An 18,106-nucleotide genomic window follows, 5' to 3' on the forward strand; every position below is an offset into this window, starting at 1 on the left:
GTATCAATAGGATTAAAAGTGATAGCACTTCATATTGTTATCACTCCTTTGGATTTTGTGTGTGTCTTTCTTTCACTCTCGATACTGCGCAATATTCAATTTCATCACCTAAAATATAATTAATTGGAGTTTTTATGGACTTACTGGTTAAACTGTATGACTTACCAGAATTTACTGCCAAATGCCCAGACAACATTTACGTGCGCCCAGCCATGGTGCCCGAACGCCATTTAGTGGTTGACTTCGTTCGTGAGCACTTTAGTGAATACTGGGTCAGCGAAGTTGAGTTTGCACTATCGCAACACCCTGTACGCTGTTTGATCGCCACTAGAAATTCACAAATCGTTGGTTTTGCTTGCTATGACACCACCTTCAAAGGCTATTTTGGCCCTACAGGAGTAAGTCAGACTGAACGTGGTTTAGGAATTGGAGAAGCTCTACTGCATCGTTCTATGCATTTAATGCATCTTCAAGGTTATCAGTACGCCATGATTGGTAGTGCAGGGCCTATTGAGTTCTATAAACGCTCAGTAAATGCCACCGAAATAGTTGGATCTACACCGGGTGCTTATCAAAATTTGTTGCGTAAGAATGTTATTTAAGTAGAGCGGGTTAATGAATTTAGCCTATCTCATATGTACTGAAAACCTGTTGTCCATTACCTATAAGGTGCTACACAGGTGAAACAAAATACACAGCTAGTTAAACTAACCTTTATAAATTATTTATATGATTGGTGATTGATTCTTATAGAGCAAGCTTTTGGTGTGAACATTTTTGAATAAAAGCGTGTTGTAGAATTCGTAAACTCTCAGATTTTTAATAATTTCTGTCAAGTCAAAAGTGGGCTGTTCAGAAGACCATGGACATTTTTCAGTCTCATTTTTAGGCTGATTCAAACGGCATAAGACTCATGCCATCGAGGTGGGAATGACGCCTTATTCGACGGTAGTGTCCAGTCCTGAAATGTATTTACACATTTCAGGACTAATCGGATCTAAAGACTGTATTTTTAAACAAAGAAGAGAAGAATAAAAAAAAGAACTTGGGTTTAGTTTCAAAGATCGGGAGTGATGCAAAAGACTAACCCGTCTCTTGGTTTGTCATTATAAATAAAGCGATTTCGATTGATCCCTTCATTAATGCCACCGCAAGTTAATGCAACGTTATGGCTAGGTACGTTGTCAGGGTCGCAGATTATTTCTATTCGTGTTAGGTGTAGTTTTTCGAAACAGAAACTGATTAGGGAATTCAAGGCTTCTTTGGCGTAGCCTTTTTGCTGGTGTTTATCGGCTATCCAGTACCCAAGGCTTGCAGAGTTAGAGACGAGATGGATTTCGGTGATGGCCGCCATACCAATAAATTCTTGGCTTTCTTTGCGAAACACCCCAAAGCCATATGAACTCCCTTTCACCCAGTTCAATCGGTTAGCGCGTATAAAATCCTGTGCATCTGTTTCGCTAAACCTAGGATGGCACCAATCCATCCAGTCATGCAAAGATAATGAATCAGAGATTCTATTGGCAAATGCATGGCTATGTTCTTGGCGAATGATTTTAAGCTGCAATCGCTTGGTGAATATTTCTAAATTAGTGACCAAATTGAACAGTCCAGGGGTGTAAAATGCTCCCCAAAAGGGAAGCAATGTTAATAGGTTTAGGGCAAACGGGGTTGAAGTAAATAGTCGCGTTAAGGCACTCGACGTATCTGAACAATAATGCCCATTAATGGGTGATCGAGGTAGTGCGTTTCACTGCTTCGTATGCGCCGTTTTTGATCCATTCTGTAGCTCTTCAAGAAGCGTTCCTCTTGAACCGTTGGCGACACTTCTCTCATATCACCGAACTGTACCGTTTCGTCAGAATCTGATTCTGTTAGAACCAATTGTTTATCTTCTAGGATAACGTCACGAACCCCTGGTGCTTTAAGATCTAAGGTGGTTTCTAAAAATAGATAATGTTGGACATATACCTGTAACTCTCCATCTAACTCATAAAGCGGGTTATCGATGGTTTGTTCTTGGATTGCTCCTTCGCTATTGTCAGTAAAAGCGACTTTTTGGCTGCCATCTGGATTATAAGATTTGGAATAATCTTTACCCGCACGAATCCGAAATTTAGGCGCAGAGGCTTTACCATTATCACCTTGACGCCATACTTTATGCATCAAAACCTGAAAACCAGCGTGCTTTTTGAGTCGCTCTACTTGGTTAAGAAGTTTAAATTCGTCGTAACCACGAATTGAAACGCCTTTTCTTTGTCTATATTCGCTGTTTTCAAAGGTCCCCACATTGGTGAAGTCGATCGGTGGCAATGTACTTGGCCAAGATTCACTGAGTTTGTCCGGATCGATAGAACGTTTAAATACAATAAGCTCTATATCAAATTGACGATCGGCCGCGAATGACGGCGAAGCCATGATAAAGAGTAGTAGAAAGACCAGTTTTTTCATTTCGACTCCGCAAAAATGGTGCTGTTAACGTTGAGCATCGTATTTCTTATTGGTTCATTATTGCTTATCACGCGCTTTTAGGCATTCTATTTTGTTGAAATTGTTCAAGCAAATCAGAGATAAAGCGAATTCTTTCGCGTCTATCAGCCAAAGGCAGTGTGAATTTAAGCTTAGTAGGCCCTTCCATCTTATAATTTTGGGCCTGACCTTGTAATAGTTTAACTAGAAACATTGGGTTAATGTCAGCATTTGGATAAAACTCGATGTAACCACCCTTATCGTGCGCTTCAATTTTTTTGACGTTGATAGCGGCGGCGTCCAATTTCACTTCATTGACTGAGAGTAAGTTTTTAGCTGCATCCGGTAAGGTACCAAATCGATCGATGAGTTCTACTTTCATCTCCATCAGTTGATTAAGGTTTTGAACACTCGCGATTCTTTTGTACATAGATAAACGGGTATTAATATCTGGAATGTAGTCATCAGGCAATAGCGCGGGTAGCCTAAGTTCAACCTCTGTTTGTTCTCTTAATAAGTCGTCTAGTGAAGGCTCTTTGCCTTCTTTAAGCGCCTCTACTGCTTGCTCTAGCATTTCCATATACAAGGTAAAGCCTACCGATTGTATCTGGCCGCTCTGTTCGTCACCAAGTAGCTCACCCGCCCCACGTATCTCTAAATCATGTGTTGCCAGCGTAAATCCAGCACCCAAATCTTCCAGAGAAGCGATAGCTTCGAGTCGTTTTACCGCGTCCTTAGAAAGAGCCTTAGGGTGTGGTGTCAACAGATAAGCGTAAGCTTGATGGTGTGAACGACCAACACGGCCACGCAATTGATGGAGCTGCGCTAAACCCAGCTTATCGGCTCTGTCCATCAGTATGGTATTGGCGGTAGGCACATCGATACCGGTTTCGATGATGGTAGTACAGACCAACACATTGAAACGTTGATGGTAGAAGTCGTTCATAATGCGCTCAAGTTCTCTTTCGCGCATCTGACCATGTGCCGTTGTAACTCGAGCTTCCGGAATGAGTTTGGCTAAGTCTTCGGCCACTTTATCGATGGATTCGACTTGGTTATGTAGGTAGTAAACCTGTCCGCCACGCATGATTTCACGAAGAATTGCTTCACGAATGACGCTGTCATCATTTTCCCGGACGAATGTTTTTATCGCTAAGCGACGGGCAGGGGGGGTCGCAATAATAGAAAGGTCACGCATACCACTCATCGCCATATTTAGCGTTCGAGGGATTGGTGTCGCAGTCAATGTTAAGATATCCACATCAGCACGCATCGCCTTAACTTTTTCTTTTTGCCTTACCCCAAAACGATGCTCTTCATCGACGATGAGTAGGCCTAAATCCCGGAATTTTATACTATCTTGTAGTAGCTTATGAGTGCCTATTAGTATGTCGACTTTACCTTCGGCTGTATCGCTTAGAATCAGCTTTTGTTCTTTCGCGGACTTGAATCGGGAGAGAACTTCAACCCGTATAGGTAGGTTAGCAAATCGGTCTCGGAAGTTCTCGAAATGCTGCTGTGCCAAGAGGGTTGTCGGGACAAGAACGGCAACCTGCTTGTCGTTATCGGTACAAATAAAGGTTGCGCGCATGGCAACTTCAGTCTTACCAAAACCTACGTCACCACACACAAGTCTATCCATCGCCTTTGCTTGGCACATGTCTGACATGACGGCGTCTATTGTGGTTACTTGGTCGTCGGTTTCTTCAAATGGGAAGCCAGACTTAAATGTGGCGTATTGGCCTCGATCGAGTTTGAATTTGTGGCCCGGTTTTAGTTCGCGCTTGGCATAAACATCCAGCAGTTCAGCGGCCACATCGCGCACTTTTTCTGCGGCCCGTCGTCGGGCTTTACCCCAGGCTTCTCCACCAAGTTTATGTATCGGTGCACCATCTTCAGCGCTACCAGAGTATCGGCTTATGAGATTTAAGGACGCAACTGGAACGTAGAGCTTGGCTTCATTTTGATATTCAAGTGTTACGTATTCTGTCGTTAAGCCACCAGCCTCAAGTATTTGAAGGCCAATATAGCGACCAATACCGTGTTCTAAATGAACAACGGGTTGTCCGGGTTTCAGCTCAGCGAGGTGGCGAATTATCGTGTCGCTATTAACCGCTTTCTTATCTTTTCGACGTCTTTGTATGACGCGGTCACCAAGTAAATCACTTTCACAGATAAGGGCGAAATCGGGTCCAGAATGGACGAAGCCGTGTTCAGCGGCACCAAGTATCATGGTGAACTTGCGTTTGCTTTCTACCGCTTCGTTGAGAGAGGCCATCTCGGTTGGTTTAAGTTTGATACGTCGAAGTAGCTCTAATAACGCCTCTCTTCGGCCTTCAGACTCAACGGAAAAGACAATGTTTCCGCTATAGCTCTCACTAAATTGTCTTAACTCAGCTAAGGGTTCTTTGTTTTGCTGCTTGGCGTGTAGATCTGGCAGTTTCTCCAATTTAGGATTGGTTCTGCCTGCTCTTGCTTGGATTTTTTCTATCGATAGCTGTGCAATAGGTTTCTGTTTGAAATACGAAAACAGTTCGTCTTTTTTCAGCCAAAGTTCTTTGGGTTCGAGTAATGGGCGTAAAGGGTCGATCTTGCGTTGGTCATAGCGATAATCAACATCGGTTAGAAAGGTATCTATCGCAGTTTCGAGATCACCGACATTGACCAACAAGGTATCGTCAGAGATATAATCAAACAGCGTTTCCGTGTTATCAAAAAACAGAGGTTGCCAATATTCGATACCAGCAGGCCATGTTCCTTTGGTTACCTGCATATAGATTGATTCTGGTTCACGTTTGGCTTCAAACTTTTGACGCCACCGACCACGAAACTCTTCTATCGCTTCTTTAGACGTTGGAAACTCATGAGCGGGTAATAAACGAATGGTCTCAATGTTTTCGATGGTACGTTGAGTTTCAGGGTCGAACGTTCGAATGGTGTCTATTTCATCGTCGAAGAAATCGATTCGATATGGGTCCACGCTACCCATAGGGAATAGGTCGATGATAGAGCCTCGGCTAGCATATTCGCCTGGACCAAATACCTGGTCTACATGGCGGTAGCCGGATTTCTCAAGCTGCATTCTCAATTTATCTAATGAATAAAGATCACCTGCTTTAACCATCAAAGTATGCTGCATTAAGAAATCTCTTGGGGATTGTCTTTGCAGTAAGGTGCTAATCGGTACGATGGTGATGCCACTGGATTGAGTCGGCAACTGATAGAGTTTCGCGATCCGGTCCGAGATGATATCTTGATGAGGTGAGAAATTATCGTAGGGCAGCGTTTCCCAATCGGGGAATAGGCTGACTTCTTCATTAGAGAACTGTTCTATTTCTGCTAAAAGCTTTAACGCTAACTGAGGATCCGGAACCACTAACAGTGTGTGGCCTTGGTGTTGCTCAGAAATTTCAGCAATAGCGATAGGAAGGGCTGCACCGACAAGGTTGCCCACAAACTTTTTGTCACCGGCCTTCTCAGGGGTAACAATGGAAAAAAGTGATGTTTTATTCGACATTATTTATCTGTTCTGACGGTCAATTGAACGTTGGCGTAACAATTTTTGTTGTTGATAGAGCGCCGCTTTAATCAACAAATCCTGATCGATTTCTCGAAGCAACTTATAGGTTAACGTTACGTCATAACCTAGTTCATCCTGATTACACTCAATGACTTCAGCGTAGCAGTATATTGCAGCAGGAGGATGGTCTAAGAAAAGCTTCACTCGTGCAAGCGACCCGACCGCAAATTCGTGCTCACTTTTAAATGTGAACTGACTTGCACCAAAACTGGACGTATAGAACCGATGCTCTTCTTTATCTTGCTGCGCCAGCATAAAGGTGAGTAGTAGATTCAGTTTGCCGTTTTGATGGTCAAGAAGCTGAATAACATGTTTGAAATCGCTGTTCTTTAGCTCACTCATTGCGCTTTCCGTCAAACTGTCAAGTTGACTAAATTCACTCGCGACGATGAATGGCGCTGGGATTTCTGAGATAAATGCACTTTGGCTAGGCAAGGTAAAACCACTCTCAAGAGGCTCGACATTGGCAGTCAATTTGTGGTGGACAGTAAAAAATTCTTGTTGATCCATGCCTTAATTCCTTTTCTCTAACCTTTTGATTATCGTCATGTATGGCAACATAGCAAGAGCTGTAGTGTTTTCATTGCTGAAATCGTCGGTTTTTGTCTATTTGTATCAAATAGCGCTACAAACAGAGCCAATTAATCGTTACATTAATCCCATCCACAATTTTTGGTCTTCTTATCTATGTTTCATCCTGTTTCGGCTTTTATTGGTCTGCGTTATTTAATCGGTCGCTCTGGTGATCGATTTAGTCGTTTTGTTTCCATTATGTCGACCGTTGGTATCACTATCGGGGTAATGTCTTTAGTCACGGTTTTATCTGTGATGAACGGTTTTGAATCTCAGTTGAAGAACCGCATTCTCGGTGTACTGCCGCAAGCCGTGGTACATCAACAAGATGAAAAAACAGTGAATAGTGATCAACCGCCGGCATTTTTACAAGCTATACCTTATGTCACGAATATTGCGCCGATCGTCAGAAGTGAGGCTGTCATACAAAGCCCTGCTCAGCTTTCGGCAGGATTATTAATTGGGATTACGCCACTCGAACACGATCCAATTGGTGAGTATTTGATGGGGGGAAGACTAAGTGATCTTGAAGCCGGTAAATATCAACTATTCTTGGGCCATACATTAGCAAGAAACATGAAGGTTTCGATTGGTGATAAGGTTCGTCTAATGGTGACTAGTGCCAGCCAGTTCACCCCATTAGGGCGAATGCCAAGCCAGCGCAACTTTACGGTGTCTGGCGTGTTCAATACCGGTTCTGACGTAGATGGCCAGTTGATGATCGGTAACATTGAAGATGTGGGTAAACTGATGAAGTTCAAAACAGACACGATTTCAGGTTGGCGGCTATTTTTTGATGACCCGTTTGTCGTATCGGAACTCTCCACTACTGCTTTTCCTGATGGGTGGATGTGGAGCGATTGGCGGGAGCAGCGAGGTGAGCTTTTCCAAGCGGTAAGAATGGAAAAAAACATGATGGGTTTGATGCTGGGTCTGATTGTCGGTGTCGCTGCATTTAATATCATTTCAGCGCTGATCATGGTGGTGATGGAGAAGCAATCTGAAGTAGCGATACTAAAAACCCAAGGGATGACTAACGGTCAAATCTTGGCGGTGTTTATGGTGCAGGGTGCAAGCAGTGGCATTATTGGCGCGTTGGTCGGGGGCGGGTTGGGTGTGTTACTTGCTAGTAATCTAAACCAGATTCTTGACGCGATGGGGGTGGCTTTGTTTGCGGCTGGTGGTCAATTGCCAATCAATATTGAACCTGTTCAAATCGCCGTGGTGATAGTGCTGGCCATTTTACTGAGTCTACTCGCGACACTCTTTCCTTCTTATAGAGCATCGTCAGTTCATCCTGCTGAAGCGTTAAGATATGAGTAGTTAATACCTACCTTTATGACGAATAGTTGTGATAACTAAAAAGCACCATCGGTTAACAACGCGGTGGTGCTTTTTAGTGTATGCCTCTACTTAGGCAGTTTTTAGCGATTTCGATTTCTTTACATTGATCATTACCATAAAGCCCAATCCGATAATGCATGCAAACGTCACGATAGTACTTCCTAACGCAATACCAACCGCGATTGCTAGCCAAATTAGACGCTCTACCTTGGTTAGATACTCTACAAAAAAACCTTCGATGCTGCCCGCAAAGGCGACAACCAATGCGATGGTACTTATGGTCGCAATACCAAATTCAACCATTTGACTGCTATCAAAGATTAACCCTGAAAACGCCATCATAAGAGGAATAAGGAAGAAACCTTGTGCCAGTTTAAATGCTTGAACTGCGGATCTCATCGGTGAAGCTTTTGCGATACCTGCACCAGCAAAAGCGGCTAACGCAATTGGTGGTGTTACATTGGAGGTCTGAGATAACCAAAACACAATCATATGAGCAGCCAACATACTGATACCAAAATCGAGCAGTGTCGGAACTGCCATAATGGACAAGACAATATAGGCAGCGGTAACGGGTAACCCCATACCCAAAATGACAGCCGCTAGCGCTATCAAAGCCATGGCGGCAAAGAGGTGACCACCGGAAAGTGCGATTAGGAACTGGGTAAATTGAAGCCCAATGCCCGTTTGACCAACCACGCCGACGACTATGCCAGCAGTACCACAGGCAAGCGAGATGGGTAGAGCGAGAAAAGCGCCTTGCTTCATCCCTTCAAAGAAGGTCGCTAAGGTGATCCGGCTGTGTTTTCTACACAATGACGCGACCAATATGGCGGCACAACCTGCGATACCCACCAATACTGGCGAATAACTCATCAATAACAGTGCAGTGATCAGTATTAAGGGCACCAGAAAATGCCAACCCCTCTCCATGACCACTTTTATCTGTTCGACGCTGTCCATTCCTTTTAGACCCAATTTACACGCCATGATGTGCACGTATAACAGGGTACAAGCGAAGTAAAGGATTGCAGGCATGATAGAAACCAACAAAATTTCGCTATAAGGAATACCCGTAAACTGAGCCATTACAAATGCTCCGGCACCCATAACTGGTGGCATTATTTGTCCACCAGTAGAGGCTGCGGCTTCGATACCTGCAGCCTGTTCAGGTTTGTAACCCAATTTCTTCATCATAGGAATAGTCAGGGAACCCGTTGTAACAGTATTAGCGATTGCCGACCCAGATATAGACCCTAAAGCCGCAGACGCAATAACACTTGCTTTGGCTGGACCACCTCGGTATTTACCTGCAACAGCAAAAGCACTGTCTATAAAGAACTTACCAGCACCAGTTACCTGCAAGAAAGCCCCAAAGAGTACAAAAATAAATACTACGCCAGCGGCTATAGCAAGAGGTGCTCCAAATACACCGTTAGTAGAATAAATGTGGAATCGGATGATATCTTCTAGTGGAAAACCATTACTGGCGAACTGGTCGGGTAAGTAGTTGCCATACATCGCATAAGCAAGAAAAATTAACGCAATGGCTACCATCACGAATCCAACGGTTCTGCGAGTGGCCTCCAATAACAGAACGATTATTATACAACCGGCGAGCTTGTCATAACCAACGATACCTTCTAATAAAAAGGTGATGTCGTCATAGTCAAATACCGCGATTCGCCACGTGGCCCAAAATGCTAAGACACAAAAAATAAGGTCCAACCCTCGTCCCATCAAATAGAGTACAGGGTTATGTTTATTAGAAATAATTGGGTGAGTAAGAAAAACTAAAATCATCACCCAACTAAGATGTATTGGTCGAAATATTGGCGCTGAAATATCAGCAGAGATCCCTTGCCAGATTTGAAACACAGATAAAGCGATAGCCGCAATAGCGGCTATTTTCATTAAAAGTTGGATAAGAGATTGCTGAATGGATAAAGCCTGCCGCATAAAAAACTCCATTCCTTTAAACTAAACGACGTTCTCTACATAGCTAAACTAATGGGTGATATAGTTAGCTATGTAGTTGATGTTACAATATAAAATTATTTGGACTGCTCATCAAAATATTTTTGTGCACCAGCGTGGATAGGGACACCACCAAGTCGATGCATGTTTTCTAATGTTGTGTATTGAGTCACTTTAATCGCTTGGCGAACTTGGTCGATATTTTCAAACATAGATTTGGTCATATCATAAACCAATTTTTCATCGGCATTTTTATTAACGACAAGTACATTCCAGACCGCTGGAGTATTGAATGCGGCGACATTGTGGTAACTGTCAGCTGGAATGTCTAATGGTTGGAATGATGGTATTGCTTCTGAAATGGCAGCAAGCTGTTCCGGTGTAAATGAAAGCATGCGAATATCACGAGTTAGTGCTAACTCAGTTACTGCCCCTACACCTAAACTACCAACAATTACGCCTGCATCTATCTGTCCGTTAGCAAGTGCTGACGTTGTCGCGGTGTAATTTAAGCTTTGAGATTTGAGTTCACTTTCATTGATTCCAAGTGCAGATAGAATGCCAATCGCACTCGTACGGGTGCCAGAGCCCGGTGCACCTAGAGAGACTTTCTTACCTTTTAAATCTTCAATGTTAGTAATATCTGAGTCTGCTGGAACCATGAAATGAACAACGTTCGGGTAAAGTGCCGTTATAACGGCTACGTCCATTTTTTTCGGGAAAGGTTTAACGCCTTCGTGTGCTTTTTGTACCACACTTCCCATCGCAATACCGGCTAGCTGTTTAGAGGTTGCCACTTTGATACTGTTTTCTACAGAGCCTGCAGTTACCTCGGCTCTCATATTGAAATCTGGGATTGTTTCCCCCCAAATTTTCGCTAATGTTCCACCCAATGGATAATACGTGCCGCTTTGGCTACCTGTGCCAATAGTGTAATTTTCTGCTAGTGCAGAGAATGAAAGAATCCCTGACGCGACGAGGGTAAGAACCTTTTTATTGATTGTTATCATTTAACATTTCCTTTTGTTTAAATAACGTATAGAAAAACGTACATCGAACAGCTTATACCGAGCAAGGCAATTTACCTTATTCGACTTTAGTCTATAGGTGTATGAGTGCATATTGAGTGGGTAATCATCAAATTCAAGTTTTCGTTCCTCTGATTTGAAGGTGAATATTGATAGCTGGAGGTTGCTATCGTCTTTCACACTTGGTCTGTTTGGCTTACACTAGACACTCTTCTATACGTGCACTCATGCTATTAAAGTGATTAATTATCTGCTCGTGCTATTATAATTCGTAACGTGTTGTTTTAACTGGATCAACTATGCCTGAATCAGATGTAAATTATCTTTTAAAATGTGAATCAATTAGCAAAACCTACCGTGAAGGCTCGATGGAGACTGAAGTCCTGAAAGGGGTAAGCTTCTCTATGCAGAAAGGGGAGTTAGTTTCCATCATCGGTACGTCAGGATCTGGAAAAAGCACACTTCTGCATATATTGGGGGCACTTGATGATGCGACTCAAGGTTCAGTGGAATTTTTAAGCTACAACCTAGCAAGCTTGAGTGCAAATAAACAAGCAAAGATACGTAATCGGCATATTGGTTTTGTATATCAGTTTCATCATCTTCTATCTGATTTCTCGGCGCTCGAAAATGTGGCAATGCCATTATTAATCGGGGGCGAAAAGGCAGACGTTGCCAAAGGTAAAGCGGCCGCATTATTAGATAAAGTTGGTTTGTCTCATCGGCTTCAACATCGGCCGTCTGAGCTTTCTGGAGGGGAAAGACAACGTGTAGCAATTGCTAGGGCGTTGGTCAATAAACCCGACTTGGTATTGGCGGATGAACCGACAGGTAACCTTGATCACAAAACCGCAGTAGCAATTTATGACTTGATGCGCCAGCTTAACCAAGAGTCGGGAACTGCATTTTTGGTGGTTACTCACGATGGTGAATTAGCGAGTAAAATGGATAGACAATTGAACATGCAAGATGGTCTATTGCTTAATAATCACCCTGTAGAATTGTCGGCGGAGGTGTAACTTGTTTCGTTCACTTGCTTTCTTTATTGGTCGTCGTTTTAGTGGTGGTAAGCAACGAAATAAAATGGTCTCCTTTATTTCTGTCTCTTCAACCATTGGTATTGCTGTTGGTGTCGCGGTCATTATTGTCGGTCTTTCCGCAATGAATGGTTTTGAACGAGAGTTACAAAATCGTGTTCTGTCCGTTGTCGCACATGGTGAGTTTGAAGGTGTAAAGGGTGAAATCGTAGAATGGCGGAAGGTGATGGAACAAGCCAACGCACATGAGAAAGTGAGTGCAGCGGCACCTTACGTTCGTTTTACCGCTTTGGCCGAACGAGGTCAGAATATTAAAGCCATTGAGGTTCGTGGTGTCGACCCGGAGTTAGAATCTGCGGTCTCAAACCTGACGAATTTTATTCCTGCAGACGTATGGGAAGGGTTTCGAGCGGATGAGAAACAGGTGGTCTTAGGGAAAGGAATCGCGGATAACCTTGGTTTAAAGAAAGGTGACTCGGTTACTTTGTTGATTCCTGTATTAAATGCATCGATCAATAAAGTACAAGCCCCAAGACGAGTGAGAGTGAAGGTGGCGGGCCTGTTGACGCTTGGTGGACAGATTGACCACGCTTTAGCGCTTATTCCACTCAAAGATGCGCAGGAATATGCAAGACTAGGTGAGGCGGTAACAGGGGTTTCTATTAGAACGACCGATGTGTTTAATGCGCCGTTGTATGTTAGGCAAATTGGCAATCAATTAGAAAGCTACGTCTATCTTAAGAGTTGGAAGCAGAAATACGGGTATCTCTACAGAGATATCCAGTTAGTCCGAACCATTATGTATTTGGTTATGGTGCTCGTGATAGGCGTTGCCTGCTTTAATATTGTGTCCACCTTAATGATGGCGGTGAAGGAAAGAGCGTCAGAGATCGCGATTTTACGAACAATGGGGGCATCAGATGGGTTGGTTCGCCGAATCTTTGTCTGGCTTGGGGTTTTGTCTGGTGTCTTGGGAAGTATTGTTGGCAGTGTAGTAGGGGTAGTTGCGGCACTAAACCTAACCTCTTTGATAAAGGGGCTGGAAACTGTATTAGGTCATCAGTTTCTCTCTGGTGATATCTATTTCGTTGACTTTTTGCCTTCTCAGGTTGAAAGCATGGACGTATTGATTGTTTCTGGCACCGCTATTATTCTTAGTTTATTGGCGACATGGTATCCCGCGACAAAAGCGAGCCAAATGAACCCAGCGAGAGTGCTGAGCTCTAAATAGGACCGCTGTTAAAGACAAAAAATATACGCTTAGTCTTTTGTATCAATAACCTTCATTTCAATGAAGTCACTCTCAAGAGCGGCTTCATCTCTGCGCAATAATTACGTCGTCCTCATAAAAAATGGGGACAACACGTCATACGGATTTACTTCAGGAAGTAACGACGTCATAGACGTATTAAACAAACCGTCTTGTTTGCTTGAGATGGGCATCTCTATTTTATTTCGGCTAGCATGTGGTTTGCAAAATATAATGACATCTACGTCGAAAGGTCAACGTTAAGTAGGGACGTTTTACGTACGAACGGTTATCTTGATTTTCTCTGCTGCCAACTTCTAACTACCGAATATCGCCATAAACCTCGAATACCAAAATACCCTACGGATGCGGCTAATAAGCCACAAACCAAGCAACCTAAAAGAAAGGGCGGGCCTATGGTGCTCATTTGGTTTATTAGAAAGTCCCAAGAAAGTTCGAAGTGGAACCCTTGGGAAGGTATATGCAAGATGTGCGCGCCTACTTTATAACAAAAGTAAAACATGATCGGCATAGTGATTGGGTTACTCACCCAAACGAGAGCGACTGATAGCGGTAGGTTGACGCCTAACATGATGGCCATTCCAGCAGACATGATCATCTGGCTTGGTAATGGAACAAAAGCCATAAATAAACCCAAAGCGAATGCGCCGGATGCAGAACGCCGGTTTAGACACCATAAATTAGGATTATAAAGCACATTGCCAAATATTTTGAGCGCCTTTTGACGCTTAATTAATTCGTGATCTGGCATGAAGCGCTGTATGAACTTTCTAGGCATTGTGACGAATGACTCTCTATTGCTACTACTGGAATATTATCGTTTTTATCGCGACCACATTAACTTTTCCTTATTGGCCATATCCTTTAGCCATTAAAAGTGTCGTCGCTTTTCTTATCATCATTATAGTCAGTTACCAGATGCCTGCCTTTGGTTGGGCAAGAGGCTTTTTGTTGGCACTAAGTTTGATTTCCCTTCACAGTCATCTATTTCAAGTGAAGGTTGAATCTGTATTTCGCTTTGGAAATGATACTACTATAACGGCTCGCGTTGACAGCTTTTTTAAGCAAATAACGAGAGGTAATGAATACTTGCTTAGATTAGAGTCAGTTAATGGAGAGAAAATGCCGTATTTTTTCCAACCAAACATCAAGTTAATTGCACCTAAAGAGGTAGAACTCAATCTAGGCGAACGTTGGGAGCTTGCGGTTGAGGTGAAACCAGTCATTGGTCGGCTTAACGAGGCAGGATTTGACCAAGAGAAATATTATATCAGCCAAGGTTGGCATGCCAAAGCGAAATTAACTGATATTCGTTCAGCGAAAATAATTGAACAATCCAATTCCTTAAGGCTGAGATTCTACCGAATCGTTATACGTCATATAGAAGCACTACCAAATAAAGCAATGTTGTTGGCGTTGAGCTTTGGTGATCGCAATCATATATCCGCAGAACAATGGCAACAGCTTAAGGCAAGCGGTCTGATTCACCTTGTCGCGATTTCTGGTTTGCATATCGGTATTGCATACTTTATTGGTTGGAGAGCCGGATCTCTGGTGAGGTTGATTTTTCGGCACTGGTACAGCGCTCCATTGATCATTGCACTGTTATTTTCCGCCACTTATTCATGGTTGGCAGGATTTAGTATTCCAACAATACGCGCCTTAATAATGTGTTGTATGTTAGGGGCGTTCTCGTATAGAAGGTTGCACTTCAGTTCTTGGCAGATACTTATTTTTGCTATGGCTGGATTATTGGCGTTTGATCCTTTTTCGGTACTTTCGGTGAGTTTTGGGCTCACATTTTTCGCTGTCGCTTGCATCTATATCGTAGTAAGCATCAAGTTTTTCTCCCAATCAGGTTGGTTTAGGACGCTGATCTTTATGCCTTTAGCACTGAGTGCGGTCATGGTACCCGTGACAAGTTACTATTTTGCTGGTTTTAGTTTGTCATCGAGTGTTTATAACTTCTTTTTTGTTCCTTTGTTTAGCTTCGCTATTGTCCCACTGTTGTTTGTGGCGCTTTTGGCCTCAATTACAATTCCAACGGTCGCGCCATATGTGTGGAAAGTTGTTGATAGATTACTGGACGTAGTTAACTGGAGTATTCCGTTTGCGATGGACAGTTGGATACATGTTGACCGAATGGCTTTAGCATCATTGACGGCTTTGATGGTTTTTATATGCGTTCGACCATTAATGAGAAGAGAGCATCAGATAACGGTCTTCATAACGATTTTCTTTGTTATCCAAAGTATGACGTTTAAGTCAAAAGCGATGTGGGAGGTTTCTGTTCTCGATGTGGGTCATGGTTTAGCGGTTTTAATAGAAAAAGATAGCCGATATTTTTTGTATGATACGGGTGCTAAGTGGGAGACGGGTAGTATTGCTGAAATGATTATCGCCCCAGTGTTAAGGCGTCGCGGCGTAACCCGCTTAGATCTGCTGACTATCAGTCATTTTGATTCGGATCATGCTGGTGGACGAGAGTATATTGAGCAGCAATTTTCACCTAAGCAGAAGCTAAGTAGCCAACATATCGATGGGTATTTACCTTGTATCGATAAAACAGAGATGGAATGGAATGGATTAACGCTATCGGTGGTCTGGCCTCCTAAAATAGTTAAAAGAGCCTATAACCCCCATTCATGCGTGATTAAGGTGACCGATGGGGCATCTAGCGTACTACTCACCGGGGACATAGAAGCAGTAGGGGAGTTGCTCTTAGCCCAACAAAAGGAAAGAATACGATCGGATATTTTACTCGTACCTCATCATGGTAGTAAAACCTCTTCAACCAACTATTTTTTGGATGCGGTTGGAGCAAAAGTTGGATTGGCATCCGTTGCTAAGGGCAATCAATGGGGCCTACCCGACAATAAAGTGGTGAGCCGATATACAGATCGTGGTGCAATTTGGTTGGATACGGGAGAAAGCGGACAGATATCAATAGTGTTTTCTCATGAAGGCTGGAAAATAATGACTAAACGAAGTAGACAATCACTGACTTGGTATAGGCAGATACTGCGTAAGGGGGTAGAATAAGAGGTTAATTAACTTAAAAATAACGTGTTCCTATGTCTGCTGATACCCATGATGAGACGACACTACAAACGTTTAAGCGTTTGTGGACGTATATTCGAAATTATAAGTCTGGTCTTATTGTTGCTGTTTTTGCGTTAGCAATAAACGCCGTTTCTGATACCTATATGATCTCATTGTTGAAGCCTCTTCTTGATGAAGGTTTTGGTGATGCAGAGACCGATTTTCTAAAAGTATTGCCGTTTATTATTTTAGGTGTAATGGTTATTCGTGGATCCAGCGGTTTTGTATCTGACTATTGTATGAGCTGGGTCTCAGGCAATGTGGTTATGAATATTCGTCGTAAATTGTTTAACCATTTCATGCATATGCCCGTTGCGTTTTTTGATCGTGAGTCTACGGGGGCTCTTCTTTCTCGTATTACCTATGACTCTGAACAAGTATCGGCAGCAACCAGCAAAGCGCTTGTTAGCATTGTCCGTGAAGGTGTCAGTATCATTGGTTTGCTTTTCCTTATGTTTTGGAACAGCTGGCAGCTTTCTATTGTATTACTGGTCGTCGCGCCAGTTGTCGCGTTGGCGATAGGTGTGGTATCGAAACGTTTTCGTAAGATATCTAAGAATATGCAGACTGCAATGGGTGTCGTTTCAACCTCTTCCGAACAGATGCTTAAAGGGCATAAGGTTGTACTAAGTTATGGCGGACAAGCGATAGAAGAACAGCGCTTTGATAAAGTCAGTAATTCTATGCGCCAACAAACCATGAAGTTAGTGGCCGCACAAGCTATGGCGAATCCGATAATTCAGCTTATTGCTTCGTTTGCTATTGTGGTCGTACTCTACTTAGCGAGCATTGATTCTATTCGCAGTGAACTGACACCTGGTACGTTTGGTGTCGTATTTACTGCTATGTTTGGCATGATGAGGCCTCTAAAAGCACTGACTAATGTTACGTCACAGTTTCAACGTGGTATGGCGGCATGCCAAACGCTTTTCGCTCTGATGGATCTTGATCCAGAGAAAGATAATGGTACGCATAGTGTTGATCGAGCGGACGGAGAAATCGCCGTAGAAAACGTAACATTTACCTATCAAAGTAAGGACAAACCTGCTCTAAGTAAGGTTAGTTTTGATATCCCGATTGGAAAGACCGTTGCACTTGTTGGGCGTTCAGGTTCAGGTAAAAGCACGATCGCCAACCTGTTTACCCGTTTCTATGATGTGGATAGCGGTTCAATAAAACTCGATGGGAAAGAGATCCAAGATTATACCTTAGAGAACCTACGTTCTCAGTTTGCTCTCGTGTCTCAAAATGTACACCTGTTCAACGATAGCATCGCGAACAATATTGCCTACGCAGCAGAATCGGAGTATAGCCGGGAACAGATTGTTAAAGCAGCCAAACTCGCCCATGCTATGGATTTTGTCGATACAATGAAAGACGGTTTAGATACAGTGATCGGCGAGAATGGTGCTAGTTTGTCTGGGGGACAGCGACAGAGAATCGCGATTGCAAGGGCGCTTTTACGTGATGCACCGGTGCTGATCTTAGATGAAGCAACATCGGCTTTGGATACAGAATCTGAAAAAGCCATTCAGGCGGCTTTAGATGAGCTGCAAAAGGATAAAACGGTGTTGGTGATTGCACATAGATTATCCACCATTGAAGGGGCAGACCAGATTCTTGTCGTTGATGAAGGGGAGATCATAGAGCGTGGGTCACATGCTGAATTAATAGCACGAGATGGTGCCTATGCACAACTTCATCGTATACAGTTTGGCGAATAGCT

At 43.2% G+C, this 18,106-nt stretch carries 13 protein-coding genes; 6 read left to right on the forward strand and 7 right to left on the reverse strand.

Annotated elements, in window-relative coordinates:
* Positions 1-134: 134 nt before the first annotated feature.
* Entirely contained in the window at positions 135-602 is a 468-nt protein-coding gene (locus L3V77_RS06265; RefSeq protein WP_275136238.1) for a GNAT family N-acetyltransferase, read from the forward strand.
* A gap of 455 nt (positions 603-1,057) precedes the next feature.
* On the opposite strand, the gene L3V77_RS06270 is transcribed toward L3V77_RS06265, so the two are convergent.
* From L3V77_RS06270 to L3V77_RS06285, 4 genes are all read right to left on the reverse strand, one after another.
* Positions 1,058-1,600 (reverse strand): GNAT family protein, encoded by a 543-nt coding sequence (locus L3V77_RS06270; protein ID WP_275136239.1) that lies wholly within the window; start codon positions 1,598-1,600, stop codon positions 1,058-1,060.
* Between the two features lie 89 nt (positions 1,601-1,689).
* Positions 1,690-2,451, reverse strand: coding sequence for a peptidoglycan binding protein CsiV (locus L3V77_RS06275; protein WP_275136240.1), 762 nt, complete (start codon positions 2,449-2,451; stop codon positions 1,690-1,692).
* A 67-nt stretch (positions 2,452-2,518) separates the two neighbouring features.
* Positions 2,519-5,986 carry a transcription-repair coupling factor gene (gene mfd, locus L3V77_RS06280; protein WP_275136241.1) on the reverse strand — a complete coding sequence of 1,156 codons (3,468 nt, stop codon included), beginning with the start codon at positions 5,984-5,986 and terminating at the stop codon, positions 2,519-2,521.
* A 3-nt stretch (positions 5,987-5,989) separates the two neighbouring features.
* Entirely contained in the window at positions 5,990-6,559 is a 570-nt protein-coding gene (locus tag L3V77_RS06285; RefSeq protein ID WP_275136242.1) for a PilZ domain-containing protein, read from the reverse strand.
* A 177-nt stretch (positions 6,560-6,736) separates the two neighbouring features.
* Between L3V77_RS06285 and lolC the strand changes: the two genes are divergently transcribed.
* Positions 6,737-7,945 carry a lipoprotein-releasing ABC transporter permease subunit LolC gene (gene lolC, locus L3V77_RS06290; RefSeq protein ID WP_275136243.1) on the forward strand — a complete coding sequence of 403 codons (1,209 nt, stop codon included), beginning with the start codon at positions 6,737-6,739 and terminating at the stop codon, positions 7,943-7,945.
* Between the two features lie 90 nt (positions 7,946-8,035).
* Here the strand turns inward: lolC and L3V77_RS06295 are convergent, their stop codons facing one another.
* Together L3V77_RS06295 and L3V77_RS06300 are read right to left on the reverse strand one after the other, a co-directional pair.
* Entirely contained in the window at positions 8,036-9,925 is a 1,890-nt protein-coding gene (locus L3V77_RS06295) for a TRAP transporter fused permease subunit (RefSeq protein ID WP_275136244.1), read from the reverse strand.
* 95 nt (positions 9,926-10,020) lie between these two features.
* Positions 10,021-10,953 (reverse strand): TAXI family TRAP transporter solute-binding subunit, encoded by a 933-nt coding sequence (locus L3V77_RS06300; protein ID WP_275136245.1) that lies wholly within the window; start codon positions 10,951-10,953, stop codon positions 10,021-10,023.
* A gap of 317 nt (positions 10,954-11,270) precedes the next feature.
* On the opposite strand from L3V77_RS06300, the gene lolD reads away from it, so the two are divergent.
* A complete protein-coding gene (gene lolD, locus L3V77_RS06305; protein ID WP_275136246.1) occupies positions 11,271-11,990 on the forward strand; it encodes a lipoprotein-releasing ABC transporter ATP-binding protein LolD in 720 nt (239 codons plus the stop codon).
* A gap of 1 nt (position 11,991) precedes the next feature.
* The gene (gene lolE, locus L3V77_RS06310) at positions 11,992-13,239 is read left to right on the forward strand and encodes a lipoprotein-releasing ABC transporter permease subunit LolE (protein ID WP_275136247.1); all 1,248 of its coding nucleotides are present in this window, start codon (positions 11,992-11,994) and stop codon (positions 13,237-13,239) included.
* Between the two features lie 307 nt (positions 13,240-13,546).
* On the opposite strand, the gene L3V77_RS06315 is transcribed toward lolE, so the two are convergent.
* A complete protein-coding gene (locus L3V77_RS06315) occupies positions 13,547-14,056 on the reverse strand; it encodes a DUF2062 domain-containing protein (protein ID WP_195702894.1) in 510 nt (169 codons plus the stop codon).
* An 8-nt stretch (positions 14,057-14,064) separates the two neighbouring features.
* On the opposite strand from L3V77_RS06315, the gene L3V77_RS06320 reads away from it, so the two are divergent.
* A complete protein-coding gene (locus L3V77_RS06320; RefSeq protein ID WP_275136248.1) occupies positions 14,065-16,320 on the forward strand; it encodes a DNA internalization-related competence protein ComEC/Rec2 in 2,256 nt (751 codons plus the stop codon).
* A gap of 32 nt (positions 16,321-16,352) precedes the next feature.
* A complete protein-coding gene (gene msbA, locus L3V77_RS06325; RefSeq protein ID WP_275136249.1) occupies positions 16,353-18,104 on the forward strand; it encodes a lipid A ABC transporter ATP-binding protein/permease MsbA in 1,752 nt (583 codons plus the stop codon).
* Positions 18,105-18,106: the final 2 nt, after the last annotated feature.

This window comes from Vibrio sp. DW001 (genome assembly GCF_029016285.1).
GTDB lineage: Bacteria > Pseudomonadota > Gammaproteobacteria > Enterobacterales > Vibrionaceae > Vibrio.